Origin of the sequence: Rhodococcus sp. JS3073 (assembly GCF_026810085.1) — a bacterium.
GTDB lineage: Bacteria > Actinomycetota > Actinomycetes > Mycobacteriales > Mycobacteriaceae > Rhodococcus_F > Rhodococcus_F wratislaviensis.
Genome location: NZ_CP113951.1, coordinates 4729584 through 4746922 on the forward strand (window position 1 = coordinate 4729584; position 17339 = coordinate 4746922).

At 66.4% G+C, this 17339-nt stretch carries 15 protein-coding genes and 1 pseudogene; 12 read left to right on the top strand and 4 right to left on the bottom strand.

The window, feature by feature from the left end; all coding sequences use genetic code 11:
• Position 1 precedes the first annotated feature (1 nt).
• From OYT95_RS21435 to OYT95_RS21450, 4 genes are all read left to right on the top strand, one after another.
• Positions 2-1006, top strand: a complete 1005-nt coding sequence (locus tag OYT95_RS21435; RefSeq protein WP_268788969.1) for an alpha-ketoacid dehydrogenase subunit beta — start codon at positions 2-4, stop codon at positions 1004-1006.
• On the top strand, positions 1003-2226 hold the full coding sequence (locus tag OYT95_RS21440) for a dihydrolipoamide acetyltransferase family protein (protein ID WP_268788970.1): 1224 nt from the start codon (positions 1003-1005) through the stop codon (positions 2224-2226). Before OYT95_RS21435 ends, OYT95_RS21440 begins: the two co-directional genes overlap by 4 nt.
• A complete protein-coding gene (lpdA, locus tag OYT95_RS21445; protein WP_268788971.1) occupies positions 2227-3600 on the top strand; it encodes a dihydrolipoyl dehydrogenase in 1374 nt (457 codons plus the stop codon). It abuts the gene before it with no gap.
• 160 nt (positions 3601-3760) lie between these two features.
• Positions 3761-4114: a TIGR03667 family PPOX class F420-dependent oxidoreductase gene (locus OYT95_RS21450; protein WP_268788972.1), complete on the top strand. Its 354-nt coding sequence runs from the start codon at positions 3761-3763 to the stop codon at positions 4112-4114.
• A 112-nt stretch (positions 4115-4226) separates the two neighbouring features.
• On the opposite strand, the gene OYT95_RS21455 is transcribed toward OYT95_RS21450, so the two are convergent.
• From OYT95_RS21455 to OYT95_RS21470, 3 genes and pseudogenes are all read right to left on the bottom strand, one after another.
• Positions 4227-5630 carry a WS/DGAT/MGAT family O-acyltransferase gene (locus OYT95_RS21455; RefSeq protein WP_268788973.1) on the bottom strand — a complete coding sequence of 468 codons (1404 nt, stop codon included), beginning with the start codon at positions 5628-5630 and terminating at the stop codon, positions 4227-4229.
• 184 nt (positions 5631-5814) lie between these two features.
• A pseudogene (locus OYT95_RS21465) lies at positions 5815-7648 on the bottom strand (APC family permease).
• Between the two features lie 121 nt (positions 7649-7769).
• Positions 7770-7940, bottom strand: coding sequence for a hypothetical protein (locus OYT95_RS21470; RefSeq protein ID WP_268788976.1), 171 nt, complete (start codon positions 7938-7940; stop codon positions 7770-7772).
• A 196-nt stretch (positions 7941-8136) separates the two neighbouring features.
• Here OYT95_RS21470 and OYT95_RS21475 point away from each other — a divergent pair, with 196 nt between their 5' ends.
• The 3 genes from OYT95_RS21475 (at position 8137) to OYT95_RS21485 (ending at position 10044) form a co-directional block, all read left to right on the top strand.
• The gene (locus OYT95_RS21475) at positions 8137-8289 is read left to right on the top strand and encodes a hypothetical protein (RefSeq protein WP_037242774.1); all 153 of its coding nucleotides are present in this window, start codon (positions 8137-8139) and stop codon (positions 8287-8289) included.
• Between the two features lie 174 nt (positions 8290-8463).
• Positions 8464-9480, top strand: a complete 1017-nt coding sequence (locus OYT95_RS21480; protein ID WP_268788977.1) for a magnesium and cobalt transport protein CorA — start codon at positions 8464-8466, stop codon at positions 9478-9480.
• Between the two features lie 129 nt (positions 9481-9609).
• Positions 9610-10044 carry a VOC family protein gene (locus OYT95_RS21485; RefSeq protein ID WP_012690106.1) on the top strand — a complete coding sequence of 145 codons (435 nt, stop codon included), beginning with the start codon at positions 9610-9612 and terminating at the stop codon, positions 10042-10044.
• Positions 10045-10057: 13 nt separating this feature from the next.
• On the opposite strand, the gene OYT95_RS21490 is transcribed toward OYT95_RS21485, so the two are convergent.
• Positions 10058-10894 (bottom strand): nucleotidyltransferase domain-containing protein, encoded by an 837-nt coding sequence (locus OYT95_RS21490; RefSeq protein WP_268788978.1) that lies wholly within the window; start codon positions 10892-10894, stop codon positions 10058-10060.
• A gap of 38 nt (positions 10895-10932) precedes the next feature.
• On the opposite strand from OYT95_RS21490, the gene OYT95_RS21495 reads away from it, so the two are divergent.
• The 5 genes from OYT95_RS21495 (at position 10933) to OYT95_RS21515 (ending at position 17330) form a co-directional block, all read left to right on the top strand.
• Complete coding sequence (locus OYT95_RS21495) at positions 10933-11328, top strand: VOC family protein (protein WP_043824754.1); 396 nt, start codon at positions 10933-10935, stop codon at positions 11326-11328.
• A 109-nt stretch (positions 11329-11437) separates the two neighbouring features.
• A complete protein-coding gene (locus tag OYT95_RS21500) occupies positions 11438-13741 on the top strand; it encodes an ATP-binding protein (protein WP_268788979.1) in 2304 nt (767 codons plus the stop codon).
• Positions 13742-13817: 76 nt separating this feature from the next.
• On the top strand, positions 13818-15128 hold the full coding sequence (locus OYT95_RS21505; RefSeq protein ID WP_268788980.1) for an acetyl-CoA hydrolase/transferase family protein: 1311 nt from the start codon (positions 13818-13820) through the stop codon (positions 15126-15128).
• Positions 15129-15191: 63 nt separating this feature from the next.
• A complete protein-coding gene (locus OYT95_RS21510; protein WP_268788981.1) occupies positions 15192-15977 on the top strand; it encodes an SDR family NAD(P)-dependent oxidoreductase in 786 nt (261 codons plus the stop codon).
• Positions 15978-16064: 87 nt separating this feature from the next.
• A complete protein-coding gene (locus OYT95_RS21515; protein WP_268788982.1) occupies positions 16065-17330 on the top strand; it encodes a CaiB/BaiF CoA transferase family protein in 1266 nt (421 codons plus the stop codon).
• Positions 17331-17339: the final 9 nt, after the last annotated feature.

Genomic DNA, 17339 nt, shown 5'->3' on the forward strand with positions numbered 1-17339 from the left:
CATGCCCGTGCTCACCCTGGCCCAGGCCCTGAACACCGCGCTGCGCGACGCCCTCACCGCCGACGAGAACGTCGTCGTCTTCGGCGAGGACGTCGGCACCCTCGGCGGCGTCTTCCGCGTCACCGACGGCTTGACCCGCGACTTCGGCGACGACCGGTGCTTCGACACCCCGCTCGCCGAATCCGGCATCATCGGCTTCGCGATCGGCATGGCGATGGCCGGGTTCAAGCCGGTCGTCGAAATGCAGTTCGACGCGTTCGCCTACCCGGCGTTCGAGCAGATCGTCTCCCACGTCGCGAAGATCCGGAACCGCACCAAGGGCGCGCTGTCCGTGCCGATCGTCATCCGGATCCCGTTCGCCGGAGGCATCGGTGGGGTCGAGCACCACTGCGATTCCAGCGAGGGCTACTACGCCCACACTCCCGGTCTGAAGGTCGTCGCCCCGGCCACCGTCGAGGACGCCTACACCCTGCTGCGCGAGGCGATCGACGACCCGGACCCGGTGATCTTCCTCGAACCGAAACGCCTGTACTTCTCCCGCGCCGACGTCGACCTCGCGGTGGGCGCGCCGATCGGGCGGGCCGCCGTCCGGCGTGCCGGCCGGGACGCGACCATCGTCGCGTACGGGCCGTCGGTGACCGTCGCGCTCGAATCCGCCGAAGCCGCCGCGAAGGAGGGTCACGACATCGAGATGATCGACCTGCGGTCGATCGTGCCGTTCGACGACGAGACCGTCATGGCGTCGGTCCGCAAGACCGGCCGCTGCATCGTCATTCAGGAGGCACAGGGATTCGCCGGCGTCGGCGCCGAGATCGCCGCCCGCGTCCAGGAACGCTGCTTCCATCACCTGCACGCGCCGGTGCTGCGGGTCAGCGGATTCGACATCCCGTACCCGGCGCCGAAACTCGAACGCCTCCACCTGCCGAGCGTCGACCGCGTCCTCGACAGCGTCGACCGGTTGCAGTGGAACGACTCCGCCGACACCCGCTGGGCGGTGACCGCATGAGCGATCAGGTGTTCCTGCTCCCCGACCTCGGCGAGGGACTGACCGAGGCCGACATCGCCGAATGGAAAGTCCGGGTCGGCGACACCGTCACCATCGACCAGGTGGTCGTGGAGGTCGAAACCGCGAAAGCCGCGGTCGAGGTGCCGATTCCGTTCGAAGGCACGGTGATTTCCCTGCACGGCGACGAAGGCTCGACGCTGCAGGTGGGCACCCCGCTGATCACCGTCAGCGGAACACCCGCCGCACACGAGCAGTACCGGGAGGAAGAACGAGCCGGCTCGGGCAACGTCCTCATCGGGTACGGCACCAGCGAAGACACACGTGTGCGACGGCGGCGTGTGCGCCGTCCCGATGTCACGCCTTCGCCGAGGTCCACGGGCGGCGTGCGGGTCATCTCGCCGGTGATCCGCAACCTCGCGCGCCAGAACGGTCTCGATCTGTCGAGGCTGTCCGGGAGCGGTCCCGGCGGTGTGATCAACCGCGCCGACGTCGAGCGGGCACTCACCACGCCGCCCGAGACGGCCGACGCGCAGCGGATTCCGATCAAGGGGCTGCGGAAAGCGGTCGCCGACAAGCTGTCGACGAGCCGACGCGAAATCCCGGACGCGACAACCTGGGTGGACGTGGACGCCACCGATCTCCTCGCCGCCCGCCGGGCAATCAACGCCGCGCTCGACGCCGACGCCGGCGTGAGCCTGATGGCGCTGCTCGGCCGCCTGGCCCTCGCGGCGCTGAAGCAGTACCCGGAACTGAACTCGACCGTCGACACCGCACGCAACGAGATCGTTCGATACGGTCACGTCCACCTCGGCATCGCGGCGCAGACACCGCGCGGCCTGGTCGTCCCGGTGATCGAGAACGCCGACACGCTCACCACTGTCGAACTCGCACGGCAACTGCAGGAAACGACCGCGCTCGCCCGCGAGGGGACCCTTCCGCCGGCACGGCTGACCGGCGGCACGTTCACCCTCAACAACTACGGCGTCTTCGGTGTGGACGGCTCGACCCCGATCATCAACCATCCCGAGGCCGCGATCCTCGGGGTCGGCCGCATCATCGACAAACCGTGGGTCGTGGACGGGCAGTTGGCCGTTCGGAAGGTCACCCAGGTGTCGCTGAGCTTCGACCACCGGGTGTGCGACGGCGGCGTCGCGGGCGGGTTCCTCAGATTGTTCGCCGACTACATCGAGAATCCGATCACCGTGCTGGGGAGGCTGTAGATGACCGACACGCACAGTGATGTCCTGATCCTCGGCGGCGGCTCCGGCGGTTACGCCTGCGCCTTCCGGGCCGCGCAGCTCGGCCTGTCGGTCACGCTGATCGAGGCGGACAAGATCGGCGGAACCTGCCTGCACCGGGGGTGCATCCCGACCAAAGCGCTGCTCCATTCCGCCGAGGTCGCCGACACCACGCGAACCGGTGCCGCCTTCGGCGTGCGAACGACGTTCGACGGCATCGACATCGAGGCGGTGCACCACTACAAGGACGGCACGATCGACCGGTTGCACAGGGGACTGCAGGGTCTGGTCGCCCATCACAAGATCGGCGTCGTGAACGGGCACGGAAAGTATCTCGGAGACAGGACGATCGAGGTGGGCGGCACCCGCTACACCGGGACGTCCGTGGTGCTCGCGACCGGCTCCTACGCCCGGACAGTGCCGTCCATCGAGCTCGGTGAGCGCATCGTCACCAGCGACGGAGCCCTGAACCTCGGGTTCGTCCCGAAGAAGGCCATCGTTCTCGGCGGTGGTGTGATCGGCGTCGAGTTCGCCAGCGTCTGGGCGTCGTTCGGCGCGGAGGTGACTGTGATCGAGGCGCTCCCTCGCCTGGTCGCGGCGGAGGATCCGTGGTGCTCGAAGCAACTCGAACGCGCATTCCGCAAGCGCGGTATCGCCGCCCGCACGGGCGTGACTGTCGCGGCGGCAAAGGAAACCGCGGACGGTGTTCTCGTGGAACTCGGCGACGGCGACACCCTCGAGGCCGAGGTTCTGCTCGTGGCGGTGGGGCGTGGGCCGCGCACCGGTGACGCCGGATTCGCCGAACACGGCATCACCCTGGACCGCGGGTTCGTCGTCACCGACGAGCGGCTGCGCACCCACGTCGACGGTGTATATGCCGTCGGGGACATCGTGGCCGGACTTCAACTGGCGCACCGCGGCTTTCAGCACGGCATCTTCGTCGCCGAAGAGATCGCCGGCCTCGATCCTGCTCCCGTGGCCGAGCATCTCGTTCCGCGTGTGACGTACTCGCACCCGGAGGTCGCGTCCGTCGGACTCACCGAAGATGCCGCCCGCGAACGGTACGGCGACGCCACCACCGTGGTCTACGACCTCGCAGGCAACGGCAAGAGCCAGATCCTGAAGACCTCAGGTGGGATCAAGGTCGTCCGAGCCGGCGACACCAGCCCTGTGGTGGGTGTGCACATGGTCGGCGACCGCGTCGGCGAGTTGATCGGCGAGGCCCAACTGACCGTCGCCTGGGAGGCCCTGCCCACCGACGTCGCACCGTTCGTCCATGCGCACCCCACCCAGAACGAAGCACTGGGCGAAGCGATGCTGACGTTGTCGGGGAAGCCGCTGCATACGCACGGTTGAGTGGAGCTTCGGTCCGCGTCGAACCGAGGGTTGGGAAGATTGCGCGCGATGAGGCGGTTGATACCGGTGGATCATCGGAAACGACACAGGAGAACGCAATGACTCTTTCAGCGTCCGCGATGACCGAATCCTCGCCGACCGGCTGGCAAGCGAGGCCATCGTGTGGTTGACGACCGTCGGTCGCAACGACACGCCGGTTCCGACACCGGTGTGGTTCAGCTGGTCGGGCACCGAGTTCCTGATCTTCAGTCGACCGGGCACCGCCAAGCTGACGAACATCGGCAAGAATCCGCAGGTCGCGCTCAATTTCAACAGCAGCGCGAAGGGTGGTGACGTGTCGGTGTTCACCGGGAAAGCTCACGTCGACGCTGACGGTCCCTCGACGGAGGAGTGGGAGACCTACGTCGAGAAGTACCGGGAGGACATGGCCGGTCTGGACTACACGCCCGACAAGTTCCGGACCGACTACTCGACGCTCGTCCGCGTCAACCCGGACCGGCTGCGCGGCTGGTAGCCACTTCGGCTCAAATGTCCAGCAGTGTCCCGGCCCGGGATCTTCGTCAATTGACAGTTCCGTTGTCTTGGCGTACTGCGAATCCGACTGCACTGGAGTGTGTTCCGAGACATCAGATTCCAGCAGCGTGTTCGAGTGCGCGTAAGGCGTCACCCAGGTGGGTCGTCAGCGTGTGCAGTTGCGGCACGGCACGGCGGCACCCGGTGATTCCGAAGGAGATGGTGTCGTCGTTGCTGGTGCACGTGATGTTGAGTCCTTGTCCGTCGACCGGGATCGACAGCGGGTACAGCCCGTCGAGGCGCGCTCCGTTCCAGTACAGGGGGTGGCGCGGGCCGGGAACGTTCGAGATGATCAGGTTGAACGGGGGACGTAGCCGCGAGTTGTGCCCGAACACGATGCTCGCCCCGGCAGGACCCGCGCCGAGTGCGTTCATCGCCAGGATCTGTGCACCGCTCATCGCCGCCATCGCCTGTTTGCCTTCGCGCATGCAGGTGCGCACGGTGTCCAGCCGATCCGCAGGCTCGGGGAGATGGGTTCCGAGGTTGCACATCAACACCCCGACGTCGTTGCCGCCGCGCTCGCCGGTGGCGGCCTGCTTCTCGTCGCGTAGCGAGACCGGCACCATCGCGACCAGTGGTTCCGCAGGCAGCGCGTCCTGCTCGAGGAGGTAGCTGCGCAACGCCCCCGCTGACATGGCCAGCACCACATCGTTGATGGTGGCGTCGGCGAGCTTCGCGACCAGGCGCAACCGCTCGAGAGGCCAGCTCTGGGCCGCGAACTGGCGTGATCCGGAAATCGGTACGTTGAACATGGTCTTGGGGGCAGCGAGCGAGAGTGGCCCACCCTGCTCACGCGCCGCTCGGGTGAGAGTGCGGGCCAGGGCGGGGACGAGTCCGGCGAACTCGCCGACCGTGCTGCGGGCGGCGTGGATGACAGCCCTCGGCAGATCGACCGCCTCGACCGCATCGACCGGAGGGCCCGGGTGCCGCGGGCGAGAGTGCTGCCACGACGCGCGCATGCCGCGCTCGTCCGGGTCCTCGCTGAGTGCGCGGCGCAACATCGTCATCGCGCTGACGCCGTCCGCGACGGCGTGGTGGATTTTGGTGTAGGTCGCGTACCGTCCGTCGCGCAATCCCTCGATCAGGTGGATCTCCCACAGCGGTCGGCTGCGATCGAGCGGGGTGCTGTGCAGACGAGAGCACAGGGCCAGCAATTGCGCCTCCTCTCCGGGCTCGGGCAGGGCGTCGTGGCGGACGTGATGCCCGAGATCGATGCGCGTGTCCGATTCCCAGCCCCACTGACCCAGCGAGGTCCACGATCGCCTGGCCCGTCTAGCCAGTCTCGAGGCCACGTCCTGATCGGTGTCGGTGAGCGCGGCGTCGAGCAGCGCTCGCATATCCCGCGCATCGGCCCCCTCCGGGGGCTGGAAAATCTGCACGTCACCTACATGCATGGGATGCTCACGAGACTCTCCGAGCAGAAACATCGAATCCAGCGGCGACATGGGAAGCAACATGCGATGACCTTTCGAACCTCGAGCCGAAGACGGATCAGGGGCCAATCGTGGTGGAAAACAGTTGGGGTAGTGCGTTTCTCGCACCACATCAGGGTGCGCCTTCCGTGCCACCGACGGCCACCGTCCGATGAATTCTTCGCGATATCCATACGTATGCGATCCGGGCTGACCCCGCGGCCGCTCGTCATGCGCGCAGGCGCGGATCTCGGTGCGCCGGGTCGATGCGACACGCGACCTGGCACACCATCGCGTTGCTGTGTTTGCGCAGTGCGTGCGCGATCTCGCCGGCCCGGTGAGTGGGCAACAACCGGTGCCAGCTCGTGGTGGGTTCGATGGTGGCCAGCACGACGAAGGTGGTCTGGTCGGGGTAGTGGGTGCGGACATACCGGGCCAGCGACAGTCCGACCGAGTTGTCGGTGTCCTCGATCAGGATCAGTTCGGTGTGGGGGTACCGGTCCTGCCACTGCCGGGTGAAGTGGGCGGTGGATTCGCCTGGCAGGCACACGCGAATCGCGGCCGGTCGGGCCGTCATGGTCACGGCCGCGGACAACGCCATCCGGCTGAGCTCGGTCACCCCGGACACCGGCACCAACACCGTCGGCCGCGCTCCGATGACGCGCGGGTCGATGGGCTGCGGGCCGACGGTGAGCCGGTCACCGAGGTGTTCGTAGGCCGCGCGTACCCGTTCCATGCCGGCCACCAGCAGCGGTAGGGCCACGACGATCAGCCAGGCGCCCTCCCCGAATTTCATTGCCGTCGTCACCAGCGCCGCTACCCCGGTCAGGACCGCCCCCGCCCCGTTGAGGGCGCCCCGCCATCTCCACCCGCGTGCGCACGGCGAGCCAGTGCCGCACCATCCCGAGCTGCGCCAGGGTGAATCCGACGAACACGCCGATGGCGAACAGCGGAACCAGCGCATTCATGTTCCCGCCGGATCCGATCAGCAGCACCCCGGCGGCAAGGCCCAGCGCGAGCACACCGTACCGATACACGTCCCGAGAAGCGCGCCGGGCGAATCGGTGTGGCAGAACATTGTCGTCGGCGAGGACGCGCATCAGCGTCGGCAGCCCACCGTAGGAGGTGTTCGCCGCGAGGGCCAGCAGGACCACCGTCGCGAATTGGACCATGTAGTACCCGGCGTCGTCACCGAGTGAGGCCGCGGTGAGCTGCGAGAGGACGGTGGTGCCCTCCACGGGGGCGAGGGAGAACTTCTCGATCAGCACGGCCAGCCCGAGAAGCGTCGTTCCGAGGAGCAGACCGAGTGCAACCTCGGCTCGCTGGGCATTCACCACCCCGGGTTTCTTGAAACTCGGGACCGCGTTGGCGATCGCCTCCACGCCCGTCAGCGCGGCACAACCGCTCGAAAAAGCCTTGAGTAGCAGAAGAATTCCGATCGTCTGGGCATTGGACCCGACGGCGCCCTCCCCGATGGTGCGGGCCGGTTCCGAACGCAGCAGCCCCGCAACGATCACGGTGAAGATACTTGCGACGAAGACGACTGTCGGAACCATGAACGCGCGAGCGGAATCGGCGATCCCCCGGAGATTCAAGGCGGTGATGCCGACCAGGATTGTCAGTGCGATCCAGACGGTGTACGGGAGCAGAGCGGGGAACGCCGAAGTCAGAGCCGCGACACTGGCGGCGATCGATACCGCGACGTTGAGGACGTAGTCGACGATCAACGACGCCGCTGCGGTCAGACTCGCTCGCCGCCCCAGTCGGCTCCGGGCTACTGCGTAGGCGCCGCCTCCGTTGGGGAAGGCGGCGATCACTTGACGGTATGACGCGACCAGCACGGCGAGGAGCGCGGCGATGGCGACGGTGACCGGGACGGTGAACCCGAGCCCGGATCCTCCGGCCACCGCAAGTACCAGGACGATGGCCTCGGGCCCATAGGGCACCGAGGCCATCGCGTCGAGGGAAAGCCCTGCCAAACCCGTTGCAACGGAAAGTTTCCCTCTCCCTTCGCCGCGTCGAGAACGGGCCTGCGACGACGCCACACCTCGGTGGCCGATCATGACTGCATGTCTCACACGATCAGAGTCGGGACAGCGACCGGCGAATCATAGGGCCTTGATGTCATCTTGACGGATTCGAATCGAGTCCTGACACGCCGGCGGCGGTGGGCGGCGGCGCAGATCACAGACGGGCTGAGCGGCTCTCCCGGGGGAACTTCTCGTCCGCAGCAGTCACCCGCGTGCGTTGCCGGGCGGTGGCGGGCCGGGCGGTGCGGGTATTGATGTAGCGGATCATCAATGCGGCCCCGATGAACGATCCCAGGAGCAGGACTGTGATCAGGAGATCACCCATGACAAAGACTTCCCTTCAGGCGATGTCGTGAAACTGACCAGATCAGCGTCGACCGCCGGCGGGCGCGTGAGAAGAGGCCCGTCGCATTCTTCGCGAGATCCATATGCGCCCGCGATGAAGCGCGCGGACCCCCTTCGCGACCTGAAGCGGCAGAGGGCGGCTTGCGTCGACTACCAAGGTGATCGATAGTCGCGGTATGCAGTTCTCCGTTGTCCTGCAGTTGGCGGGCCTTATCGCGTTGAGTGCGTTCGGAACCATGCTCCTCGCGGTGGGGGCCTTCGGTTCGGGAGGACTGTGTCTGGCGGGGGCGACGTGGTGGTTCTGGCGTCTCTACCGGACGAACGACTGATGGACCGCCGGCGGGGCAGGGCTCTGCCTCGATGATTTCTTCGTCCTGATCTTGACGTTTTCATGCCGCAGGAATCCGCAAGACTGACGCCACGTTTGCTCCGCTCGGTGGTGGAATGAGGTGTGCCCTCGGCGCAAGCAATAGTTGCCGCCCGCAGTCAGGGATGTGGTTGACATGACGATCGTTGACAACGCCGTGTACGTCGACGGGAGGCGTACCGACAACCCCGAGAGCCTCGACTGCACCTACGAGACCCTGCGGGAGCGCGGCGGTATGGCCTGGATCGGGCTGTATCGGCCCGACCTCGACGAGATCAGCTCGGTCGCGCGCGAGTTCGAGCTGCACCACTTGGCGGTCGACGATGCCATCGCCGCCCACCAGCGCCCCAAACTCGAACGGTACGACAACACGCTGTTCGTCGTCCTCCGCCCGGCCCGCTATCTCGACGACGTGGAGAAGGTCGAATTCGGGGAAGTGCACATTTTCGTGGGCCCGGACTTCGTGGTGACCATCCGCCACGCTGAATCCCCTGACCTCAGCCGCGTGCGCCACCGGCTCGAACGATCTCCACACCTGCTGAAACTGGGTCCGGAGGCGGTTCTGTACGCGATCTTGGACCAGGTCGTCGACGAGTACCTGCCGGTCGCCGCGGGGCTGGAAAACGACCTCGACGAGATCGAAGACCAACTGTTTACCGGCAAGGAAGCGGTCGCCCGCAGAATTTACGAACTCTCCCGAGAGGTGATCGCGTTCCAACGTGCCACACACCCGCTCGTCGACATCCTCGAAGCCCTTCAACGCGGATCCGACAAATACAACGTCGACCTGGAACTTCAACGCCACCTGCGTGACGTACTCGACCATTCCCTGCGCCTGGTCGAGAAGGCCGATTCGTTCCGAGCACACCTCGAAACCGCTCTCACCGTTCACGCGACCCTGGTCGGGCAACAACAGAGCGAGGAAATGCGCCATCTCACCGAGGCCAGCCTCGCACAGAGCGAAGAGGTCAAGAAGATCTCAGCCTGGGCTGCCATCCTTTTCGCCCCTACACTCGTGGGAACGATTTACGGGATGAACTTCGACCACATGCCCGAACTCCACTGGACGGTCGGCTACCCGCTTGCCCTGGTATTGATGCTTGCCACCTCGGTGACCCTGTTCCGTGTCTTCAAGCGCCAGCACTGGCTGTAACCGAAGAATCCACATCATCCGCGGGATCGCCGACGGTTTCTCGGCGGATCAACGGCAGCGACGCCATCGATGCGCCACCATCTGATGCGGAGCAATCTTGCTCCTCGCCTAAACGGAGGAACTCGCATCATGGACTGGACACTCGAAGTGGTCGTTCTGCCCGTCAGTGACATCGATCGATCGGTCGCGTTCTACCGCGACAAGCTCGGCTTCCATCTCGATCACGACACCGCCAACGAGCACATGCACGTCGTTCAGCTGACCCCCACCGGTTCGGGCTGTTCGATCGTGATCGGTGATCTCCCATCGCAGACGGAGATGGCGCCGGGGTCGATGAGGGGACTGCAGTTGGTGGTCGCCGACGCCGCCGCAGCCCGCCAGGAGTTGCTCGATCGAGGTGTCGAGGTCAGCGAGATCACCGTGTTCGATGAGCGTGACGGGGGAACCTTTTTCGGATTCGCCGATCCCGACGGTAATACGTGGGCGGTCCAGCAGATCAAGGCGCGGGCGGAGAAGCCGCTGATTCCGGTCGAGGCCCGCGGGCGGTTCGGGGAGAACGCCTGAGGGTTCGCACGGCTCACGTCAGGGGGCAGGCGTTCCGGGTGTCGTCGACGAGTTGTTCGGCCAGGGTGACGGCGGCGGTCAGTTCGTCGGGCGTCGTTCCGAGCCGGCCGAGAACGGCGTGAGCGCGAGCGGTGAAGTCGGTGGGTGCGTTCGGCAGGGCACCGGCGGCGGTCACAGCCCCCTTCTCGTTGATCACCCAGCGCCGGGCATGCGCGTGGAGCGCGTGCGCGCACAGGCACACCGCGCGGAACAGGCACCCCGCCACATACGTCGCATCGGCCCGCGGGATCGCCTTGCGGGCCAGCATGGTGACGAAGTCCGCCTCCCACAGTCGCCGCACCAGGGCTTCGCGCAGGGGGTCCGGGTAGTGCTGCATGTCGGCGTGAAGAGCAGCGATGCGTCCGGACGGATCGGCGAGGATCACCGCCGACGCGAGTTCGCCCGCGTAGGCGAAGTCCGCGAACCCGAACGGGTGACCGGTCTGGGCGTGAAACCCGTACACACCCTGCTGGGTGTCCTGCCACACCGCGGTCACCCGGTCGAGGTCGCGGTACAGCCAGTCGACCGCCCGGCCGTCGATGGACAGCCACGCCCCGCCGTCGACCCACGGTCCCCACTCACCCGTCCGCGTCGCAGATGCCCCGGCGCCGGCGCATTCCTGCGCGAGGTGGGTCAGCCCGTCGGTGTCGAGGGCACCGCGGTAGTAGACCCCGAGGGCGTAGTCGGATTCCGCCGTGTGTGTCCCTCGGGCGCGGCTGCCGCCGAGGGTGACGCCGACGACGCCGTAGATGCCGCACAAGCGTTCGGCCAGGGGACGCAACACCGGGTCGTCGAATTCCACACCCCACATCGTCCACCCCGGCCCGGCGCAGCGGATAAATTCGGTTCATGCTCATCTTGGGAACGACCGTGATCGGTGCACGCGACATCGGGCGTGCAACCAGGTTCTGGACCGAGGCACTCGGATTGACTGCGCTCCCGCCCGTCGGCGACAACGACTTCACCAACCTGACGCTGCCCGACGGCCGGCCACTGCTGGCGATCCAGCAGAGCGAACACGACGCGGAACCCGAACCTCGGCTGCACCTCGACCTGCACGCCCGCGACAGCGCGGATCAGGCCGCGGAGATCGAACGACTCGTCGGTCTCGGTGCGCGGCGTGTGCCGTGGGACCGGTACCCCGAGGACTCGGACTTCGTGGTGCTGGAGGATACCGAGGGCAACCGGTTCTGCGTCATCGACAACTCTCGCGCGCCGGAACAGTGCCGGCTCGAGATGCCCTGAGGTCGCCGCGACCGACCACTCGGGCCCTTTCGGCAGATCGCCCCAGAGCCGGGAGAGCCGAACAGCCGGCCCGGTTCACAGTCGCCCGGGGTGGTGGCACGATGCGAACATGACGGCGCGCGTTCGAGGAAACCTGCCGGCCGAGGTCACGAGCTTCGTCGGCCGCCGCCGGGAGCTTGCCGAAGCCGGAAAACTGCTGAGGTCGGCCCGCTTGCTGACCTTGACCGGACCGGGCGGAGTCGGCAAGACCCGCATGGCCCGGCAGATCGCTGCCGAGGTTCGTCGGTCTTTTTCCGACGGCGTGTGGCTGGTGGAGTTGGCCGATCTTGCCACCGGTGAGATGGCGCCGTCGGTCATGGCTTCCGCGCTCGGGCTCTTCCACACCACCACTGACCCGGTCATCGACCTCGTCGATCACTTCCAGGGCAAGCAGCTGCTGCTGGTCGTCGACAACTGCGAGCACATAATCGAGCCGGTCGCCGCGTTGCTGAGCAAGCTCCTCACGGCAGCGCCGACTCTCCGGGTCCTGGCCACGAGCCGACAGGTGCTGGGCGTCGAGGGTGAACTGGTCCTCCCGGTCCGGCCCCTGCCCACACCCGTGCCCGGGCGGCCGCTTGCTGCGGGTTCCGATGCCGTGGCCCTGTTCGCGGAGCGGGCTGCCGCGGCGCTTCCAGGCTTTGCGATCGACGAGGGTAACCGGGAGCTCGTGACGAGCATCTGCCAGCGCCTCGACGGCGTTCCGCTGGCGATCGAACTCGCCGCCGCCCGGTTGCGGGCCTATTCGCTGGAGGACATCCTCGCTCGGCTCGACGATTCCTTCCACGTGCTGGTGAGTGCGTTGCGCACCACCCCGGAGCGGCATCGGACGCTGGAATCGACGGTCGACTGGAGTTACCGACTGTGCTCAGCTGCCGAACAGGACCTGTGGGCGCGGCTTTCCGTGTTCGCGGACGGCTTCACGGTGGGCGCCGCAGAGGAGGTGTGCGCCGGCGATGCCGTTCCCCGAAAAGAGGTCTTCGAACTGATAGCCGGACTCGTGGACAAGTCGATCGTGACGAGAGACGGCGAGGCGCACGGGCGTGCGGCCCGACTTCAAATGCTCGGGCTTCTTCGCGAGTTCGGTGCCGAGCGGTTGCGTGAGTCCGGTGAGGAGCGAGTCGTACGGTTGCGTCATCGCGATTACTTCCGTGCTCTCGCGCTCCGGGGGAGCACGGATTACTTCAGTCCGCGTGAACTCGAGTGGTCGCGCAGTGCGCGGAGGGAACACGCGAACATCCGTGCTGCCGTGGAGTTCTGCCAGACCGAGTTGCAGGATTTCACGGCGGTTCTGGAGATCGTCTCGCCACTACAACTCTATCGGGTGGGCGCGAGTTTCGTCGTCGAGGAGTACCGGTGGCTGAGCACCGCACTGGATCTCGACCTCGAACCGAGCGAGATCAGGGCTCGCGCCTCGGCGGCGTGCAGCTATGCCGCATCACTCATGGGCGACGGCGACGAAGGGGAGCGGCGGGCAATCGAGTCCGAAGCTCTGGCAAAGCAGTTGGGTCTTCAGCAGGTCCTTGCCGACGCTGCCTGCAGCATCGCGAGAGCAAGTTTCTTCCGGGGCGACAGTGCTCGAACGCTCGAACTCGCACGGGAAGCCGCAGCTATCTGCCGGGAGGTGGGCAACGCTGCCGGGGCCTGTGAGGCCCTGTATCGGGCGGCCGTCACAGCGTTCGGCATGGGCGATCGTCGAGCATCCGAGTTCGCAGAGGACTCGCTCGCACTGGCCATAGAGCACGGTTCACCTTTCCGCACCGCAAGTGGCCTGTGGATCGCTGGGCTCCAGGATTGGCGCAAAGGAGAGCAGGAACGAGCGACTGTACGGCTGCGTGAGGCCCTGACCCTCTTTCACTCGGTCGGTTTCGTCGCCGGAATTGCGATGTGTTGTGAGGCTTTGGCCGCTGTGGCCGCATCCGAGGGGGACTTCGAGCGGGCCGCGTGTCTGTGGGGAGCGGCCGATGCGAGATGGCGCGGTTCCGCGGCCATCTTCGCGAAGGCCGTGGTCCGCAGCCTCGACACGGAACTCGTCGACCAGGCAATCCGCCAGGCGTTGAGCGAAGCTAGTTACCACGCTGCGTTCAGTCGCGGTGCCGGATTCTCTGTCGAAGAGACACTCGAGTACGCGGTCGGTGGCCCGAGCCAACCACCCGCGGCGCGTCCCCCCTCCGAGCCTGTCCGGCTCACTCCTCGAGAGACCGAGGTTGCCGAGCTCGTCGCCGGCGGTATGAGTAACCGCGACATCGCCGGCAAGCTGGTGATCGCCCAGCGAACGGCCGAAGGCCATGTCGAACGGATCCTCACCAAGCTCGGCTTCCGTTCGCGTGCCCAGATCGCGGTGTGGGTAGCCGAACGTAGCCAGACGCGGGAGTAAGCGGAACCGCGTACAGGTATGGATACAGGTATTCACCCCCGAGTGATCGGCGTCTCATCAACGCACGATGGTGCTCATGAGTTTCCGACAACAGGGTCAGTGTGACCAGCAGGAACACCTCCCCTCACACACCCCCGCCGAGGGCCTGCCTCAGGTGGGACGTAGGGCAGAACTGAACATCGCCGACTACCTCCTGCCCGGCGACACCGTGGTGATCGGTCAGGCAGCGGCGGAACCTCCGGAACTTGTCGCCCGGCTCATCGAGGCGGCGGGTGAGTGTGAGCGACTGACGGCGGTGTGCGGCTATTCGCTCAGCGATGCGTGGGGGAAGGTCACCGCCGGTCGGCCGCGGGTTGTCGGATATGCAGCGCACGGCCCTTTGCGGCCGCTGGCGGCCAACGGGCTGATGGACGTCATGCCATGCCACTACAGCCAGCTCGAACAGCACGTGGTCAGCGGCCGAATCCCGGCCGATGTCGTCCTGCTGCAGCTGCCGCCTGCCGACGCGGACGGGTATCACAGTGTGGGCGCCTCCGTGGACTATGTGGCTCTCGCAGCGCAGTCGGCCCGGGTGGTTCTCGCGGAGATCAATGAGAACCTGCCGTCGACGCGCGGGCAATGGCGGCTGCATCGCTCGCAGATCACGGCATCGATAGCCACCGACCGTCCCGTCGTGGGCACTCCGTCCCGGCCGCCGTCTACGGCCGAGCGGGTTCTGTCCCGCAACGTCGCTTCCATGATCCCCGACGGTGCAACGATCCAGCTCGGGATCGGCACGTTGGCAGACGCGATCGCGACCGAACTCCTTGCCCACCAACGACTGCGGGTGCGCTCGGGCCTGGTCGGCAACTGGCTGCTCGACCTGCACGACGCTGGTGCCCTGGACACCGCGGAAGGGGCCTGCGTGACAGGGATGGCTCTGGGCGACCCAGCGCTGTATTCGTTCGTCCACGACTCCGACGCGATCCAGTTCGTGCCGATAAGCAAGCTTCTGTCGGCGACGGCAGTGGCAGAGTGCAACCCCTATGTCGCGGTCAACTCGGCGCTGGAGGTCGATCTCCTCGGCCAGGTCAACTCCGAGGTGATAAAGGGGCGCTACGTCGGTGCCGTGGGCAGCCAGGTGGATACCTTTCGCGCCACCCGTCTTGCAAAGTCCGGTCTCGCCATCGTCGCGATGGCGGCCACTAGTCCGTCCGGGGACACCAGCCAGGTCGTCGGCAGACTCAGTGGGCCGGTGACCTCGCTGCAGAGCGACATCGATCTCGTCGTAACGGAATTCGGCATCGCCGATCTCCGTGCGACAACTCTCCGTGAGCGCGCGGAACGCCTCATCGCGGTTGCTGCGCCGGAACATCGCGCAACGTTGAGATCGACTCTCCCATCCTGAATCCGGCATCCAACCGCCGCGGCCATCCGGCCGGCGGTGGCCCGATCTCGAAAGGTAAACACAATGAAGGAACATGAATTGGCGGGCAAAGCGGCCCTCATCAGCGGGGGTACCGGCGGCGTGGGGCTGGAGGCCGGCATCCGGCTGGCGCGCGCGGGTGCAAGCGTCACCGTGACCGGTCGCACCCCCGAACGTGGAGAGGATGCGCTCGCTCGTCTGAAGGCGGTATCCGACGACGTCCACTTCGAGGCCGCCGATTCCGGAGACGCCGGCAGTATCGGCGCGGCCGTCGACCGGGCCGCCGCGCGGAGCGGTGGCGCTCTCGACATCGTCATCAGTGCCGGGGCCGAGGGGCAGCCCGGCGCGAAACCGTTCGCGGAGATGACCCCGGACGAGATCCAGGCGGCGTTCAACTCGCGCCTGTACCCACGGCTCTTCCCGGTCCACGCCGCGATTCCGGCACTGCGCGCCCGGGGTGGCTCGATCGTCATGCTCTCGACCGACGCCGCACGACACCCGACGCCGGGGGAATCTGTGATGGGCGCGGCAGGTGCCGCATACATCCTGATGACCAAAGTATTCGCCAGGGAGTTTGGCCGCTGGCAGATCCGGGTGAACAGCGTCGCCATGACACTCACGTCCGGCACGCCGTCCTGGGATCGCATCTTCTCGAACAAGAACTTTCAGCAGAAGCTGTTCGCCAAGGCAGCCGAACGGTTCCCGCAGGGGAGGCCTCCGACCGTCGACGAGGTCGCCGACGTTGTCGCATTCCTGGTCTCCGACGAAGCCGGGCAGATCAATGGGCAGACGGTAAGTGTCAACGGCGGGTTGTCCTTCGGCGGCTGGTGAGGACCGACCGCCACTGTGAATCCAGCCCGGGACCGACCTGAGACCGCGGTTCCTGCAACCGAACCAATTCACGACAAGGAGCACGCAATGTCGAAGAACAACGACCGGGCGAACGGCCTGGCCGACGCCGGTGACGTCCTCCCGTTGACGGGTGTACGGGTTGTCGACCTGTCTCAGGTCGGGGCCGGTCCCTACGGCACTTCACTTCTCGGCGACCTCGGCGCCGATGTCATCAAGGTCGAGCCGCTGGAGGGCGACAGCTTCCGGTATGTCGACAGCGCTTTCGGTGAGGGTGAGAGCGCGTACTTCTTCGGGGTCAATCGCAGCAAGCGATCCATTGCATTGGACCTGAAGAGCGAGCGGGGCTACGAAGTGCTGACCCGGTTGGTCCGCGACGCCGACGTCTTCGTCGTCGCGTTCCGGCCGGACGCCGTCGAGCGAATGGGCATCGATTACGACACCTTGCGTGGACTCAACAACCGCCTGATCTACTGCTCTATCACCGCTTTCGGGGAAACAGGTCCCCGCGCCCACCAGCCGGGTATGGACATCCTGGCGCAGGCGCTGAGCGGGTTGATGGGCGTCACCGGGGAGGTCGGTGGTGGTCCGGTGAAGGTCGGGGTTCCGATCGCCGACTTCGTCGGATCCTTCCTCCTCGGCTTCGGCGTGTGCGCGGCGCTGCGGCTGCGTGACCGAACTGGTCACGGCGACAAGATCAGCATCAATCTGCTCGACGGTCAAGTGGCGACGTTCGCGAACTACATTACGGTGTACGACAAGACGAGGGTCCCGTTCCGCCCGCAGGGTGGTGGGCATCCGCAGCTCGTGCCGTACCAGCCGTTTCTCGGTTCGGATCAGAAGTACTTCGTCCTAGCCTGCCTCAGCGACAAGTTCTGGCAGAAGCTGTTGCCGATGCTCGACGAGTACGGCGACTTCCGCGACCCGAGATACCGGACCAACACCGGGCGAATCGAGCACCGCGGAGAGTTGTGCGAGCGCCTGCAGACCATCTTCGGCAAACGCCCAGCAGATTCCTGGTTGATCGACCTCGAAGCCGCCGGGGTGCCGTGCGGCCCGATCCACCGCCTCGAGGACGCACTCGAGGATCCTCAGGTCATCGCCAACGACGCGGTGATCAGCCTGACCCACCCGACACACGGTAGCTATCGCGCGCCGAACAACCCCATCCGATTCGCGGCGGCCGACACCGGCCCACGCGGCTATGCGCCCGACCTCGGCGAGCACACCGACGAGGTCCTGCACGAAGCCGGCTACAGCGACGACGATGTACGCGCACTGCACGCGAGTCGGGTCGTCCACCGCGCACCCGCCCAAATCACCAGCATCTCTTGAGTTTTGCGT

What these genes read in the sequence shown, in the direction of transcription:
- OYT95_RS21435 (WP_268788969.1), top strand. Translation starts at nt 2, where the DNA reads ATGCCCGTGCTCACCCTGGCCCAGGCCCTGAACACCGCGCTGCGCGAC.
- OYT95_RS21440 (WP_268788970.1), top strand. Translation starts at nt 1,003, where the DNA reads ATGAGCGATCAGGTGTTCCTGCTCCCCGACCTCGGCGAGGGACTGACC.
- lpdA (WP_268788971.1), top strand. Translation starts at nt 2,227, where the DNA reads ATGACCGACACGCACAGTGATGTCCTGATCCTCGGCGGCGGCTCCGGC.
- OYT95_RS21455 (WP_268788973.1), bottom strand. Translation starts at nt 5,630, where the DNA reads ATGTTGCTTCCCATGTCGCCGCTGGATTCGATGTTTCTGCTCGGAGAG.
- OYT95_RS21470 (WP_268788976.1), bottom strand. Translation starts at nt 7,940, where the DNA reads ATGGGTGATCTCCTGATCACAGTCCTGCTCCTGGGATCGTTCATCGGG.
- OYT95_RS21475 (WP_037242774.1), top strand. Translation starts at nt 8,137, where the DNA reads ATGCAGTTCTCCGTTGTCCTGCAGTTGGCGGGCCTTATCGCGTTGAGT.
- OYT95_RS21480 (WP_268788977.1), top strand. Translation starts at nt 8,464, where the DNA reads ATGACGATCGTTGACAACGCCGTGTACGTCGACGGGAGGCGTACCGAC.
- OYT95_RS21485 (WP_012690106.1), top strand. Translation starts at nt 9,610, where the DNA reads ATGGACTGGACACTCGAAGTGGTCGTTCTGCCCGTCAGTGACATCGAT.
- OYT95_RS21490 (WP_268788978.1), bottom strand. Translation starts at nt 10,894, where the DNA reads ATGTGGGGTGTGGAATTCGACGACCCGGTGTTGCGTCCCCTGGCCGAA.
- OYT95_RS21495 (WP_043824754.1), top strand. Translation starts at nt 10,933, where the DNA reads ATGCTCATCTTGGGAACGACCGTGATCGGTGCACGCGACATCGGGCGT.
- OYT95_RS21500 (WP_268788979.1), top strand. Translation starts at nt 11,438, where the DNA reads ATGACGGCGCGCGTTCGAGGAAACCTGCCGGCCGAGGTCACGAGCTTC.
- OYT95_RS21505 (WP_268788980.1), top strand. Translation starts at nt 13,818, where the DNA reads ATGAGTTTCCGACAACAGGGTCAGTGTGACCAGCAGGAACACCTCCCC.
- OYT95_RS21510 (WP_268788981.1), top strand. Translation starts at nt 15,192, where the DNA reads ATGAAGGAACATGAATTGGCGGGCAAAGCGGCCCTCATCAGCGGGGGT.
- OYT95_RS21515 (WP_268788982.1), top strand. Translation starts at nt 16,065, where the DNA reads ATGTCGAAGAACAACGACCGGGCGAACGGCCTGGCCGACGCCGGTGAC.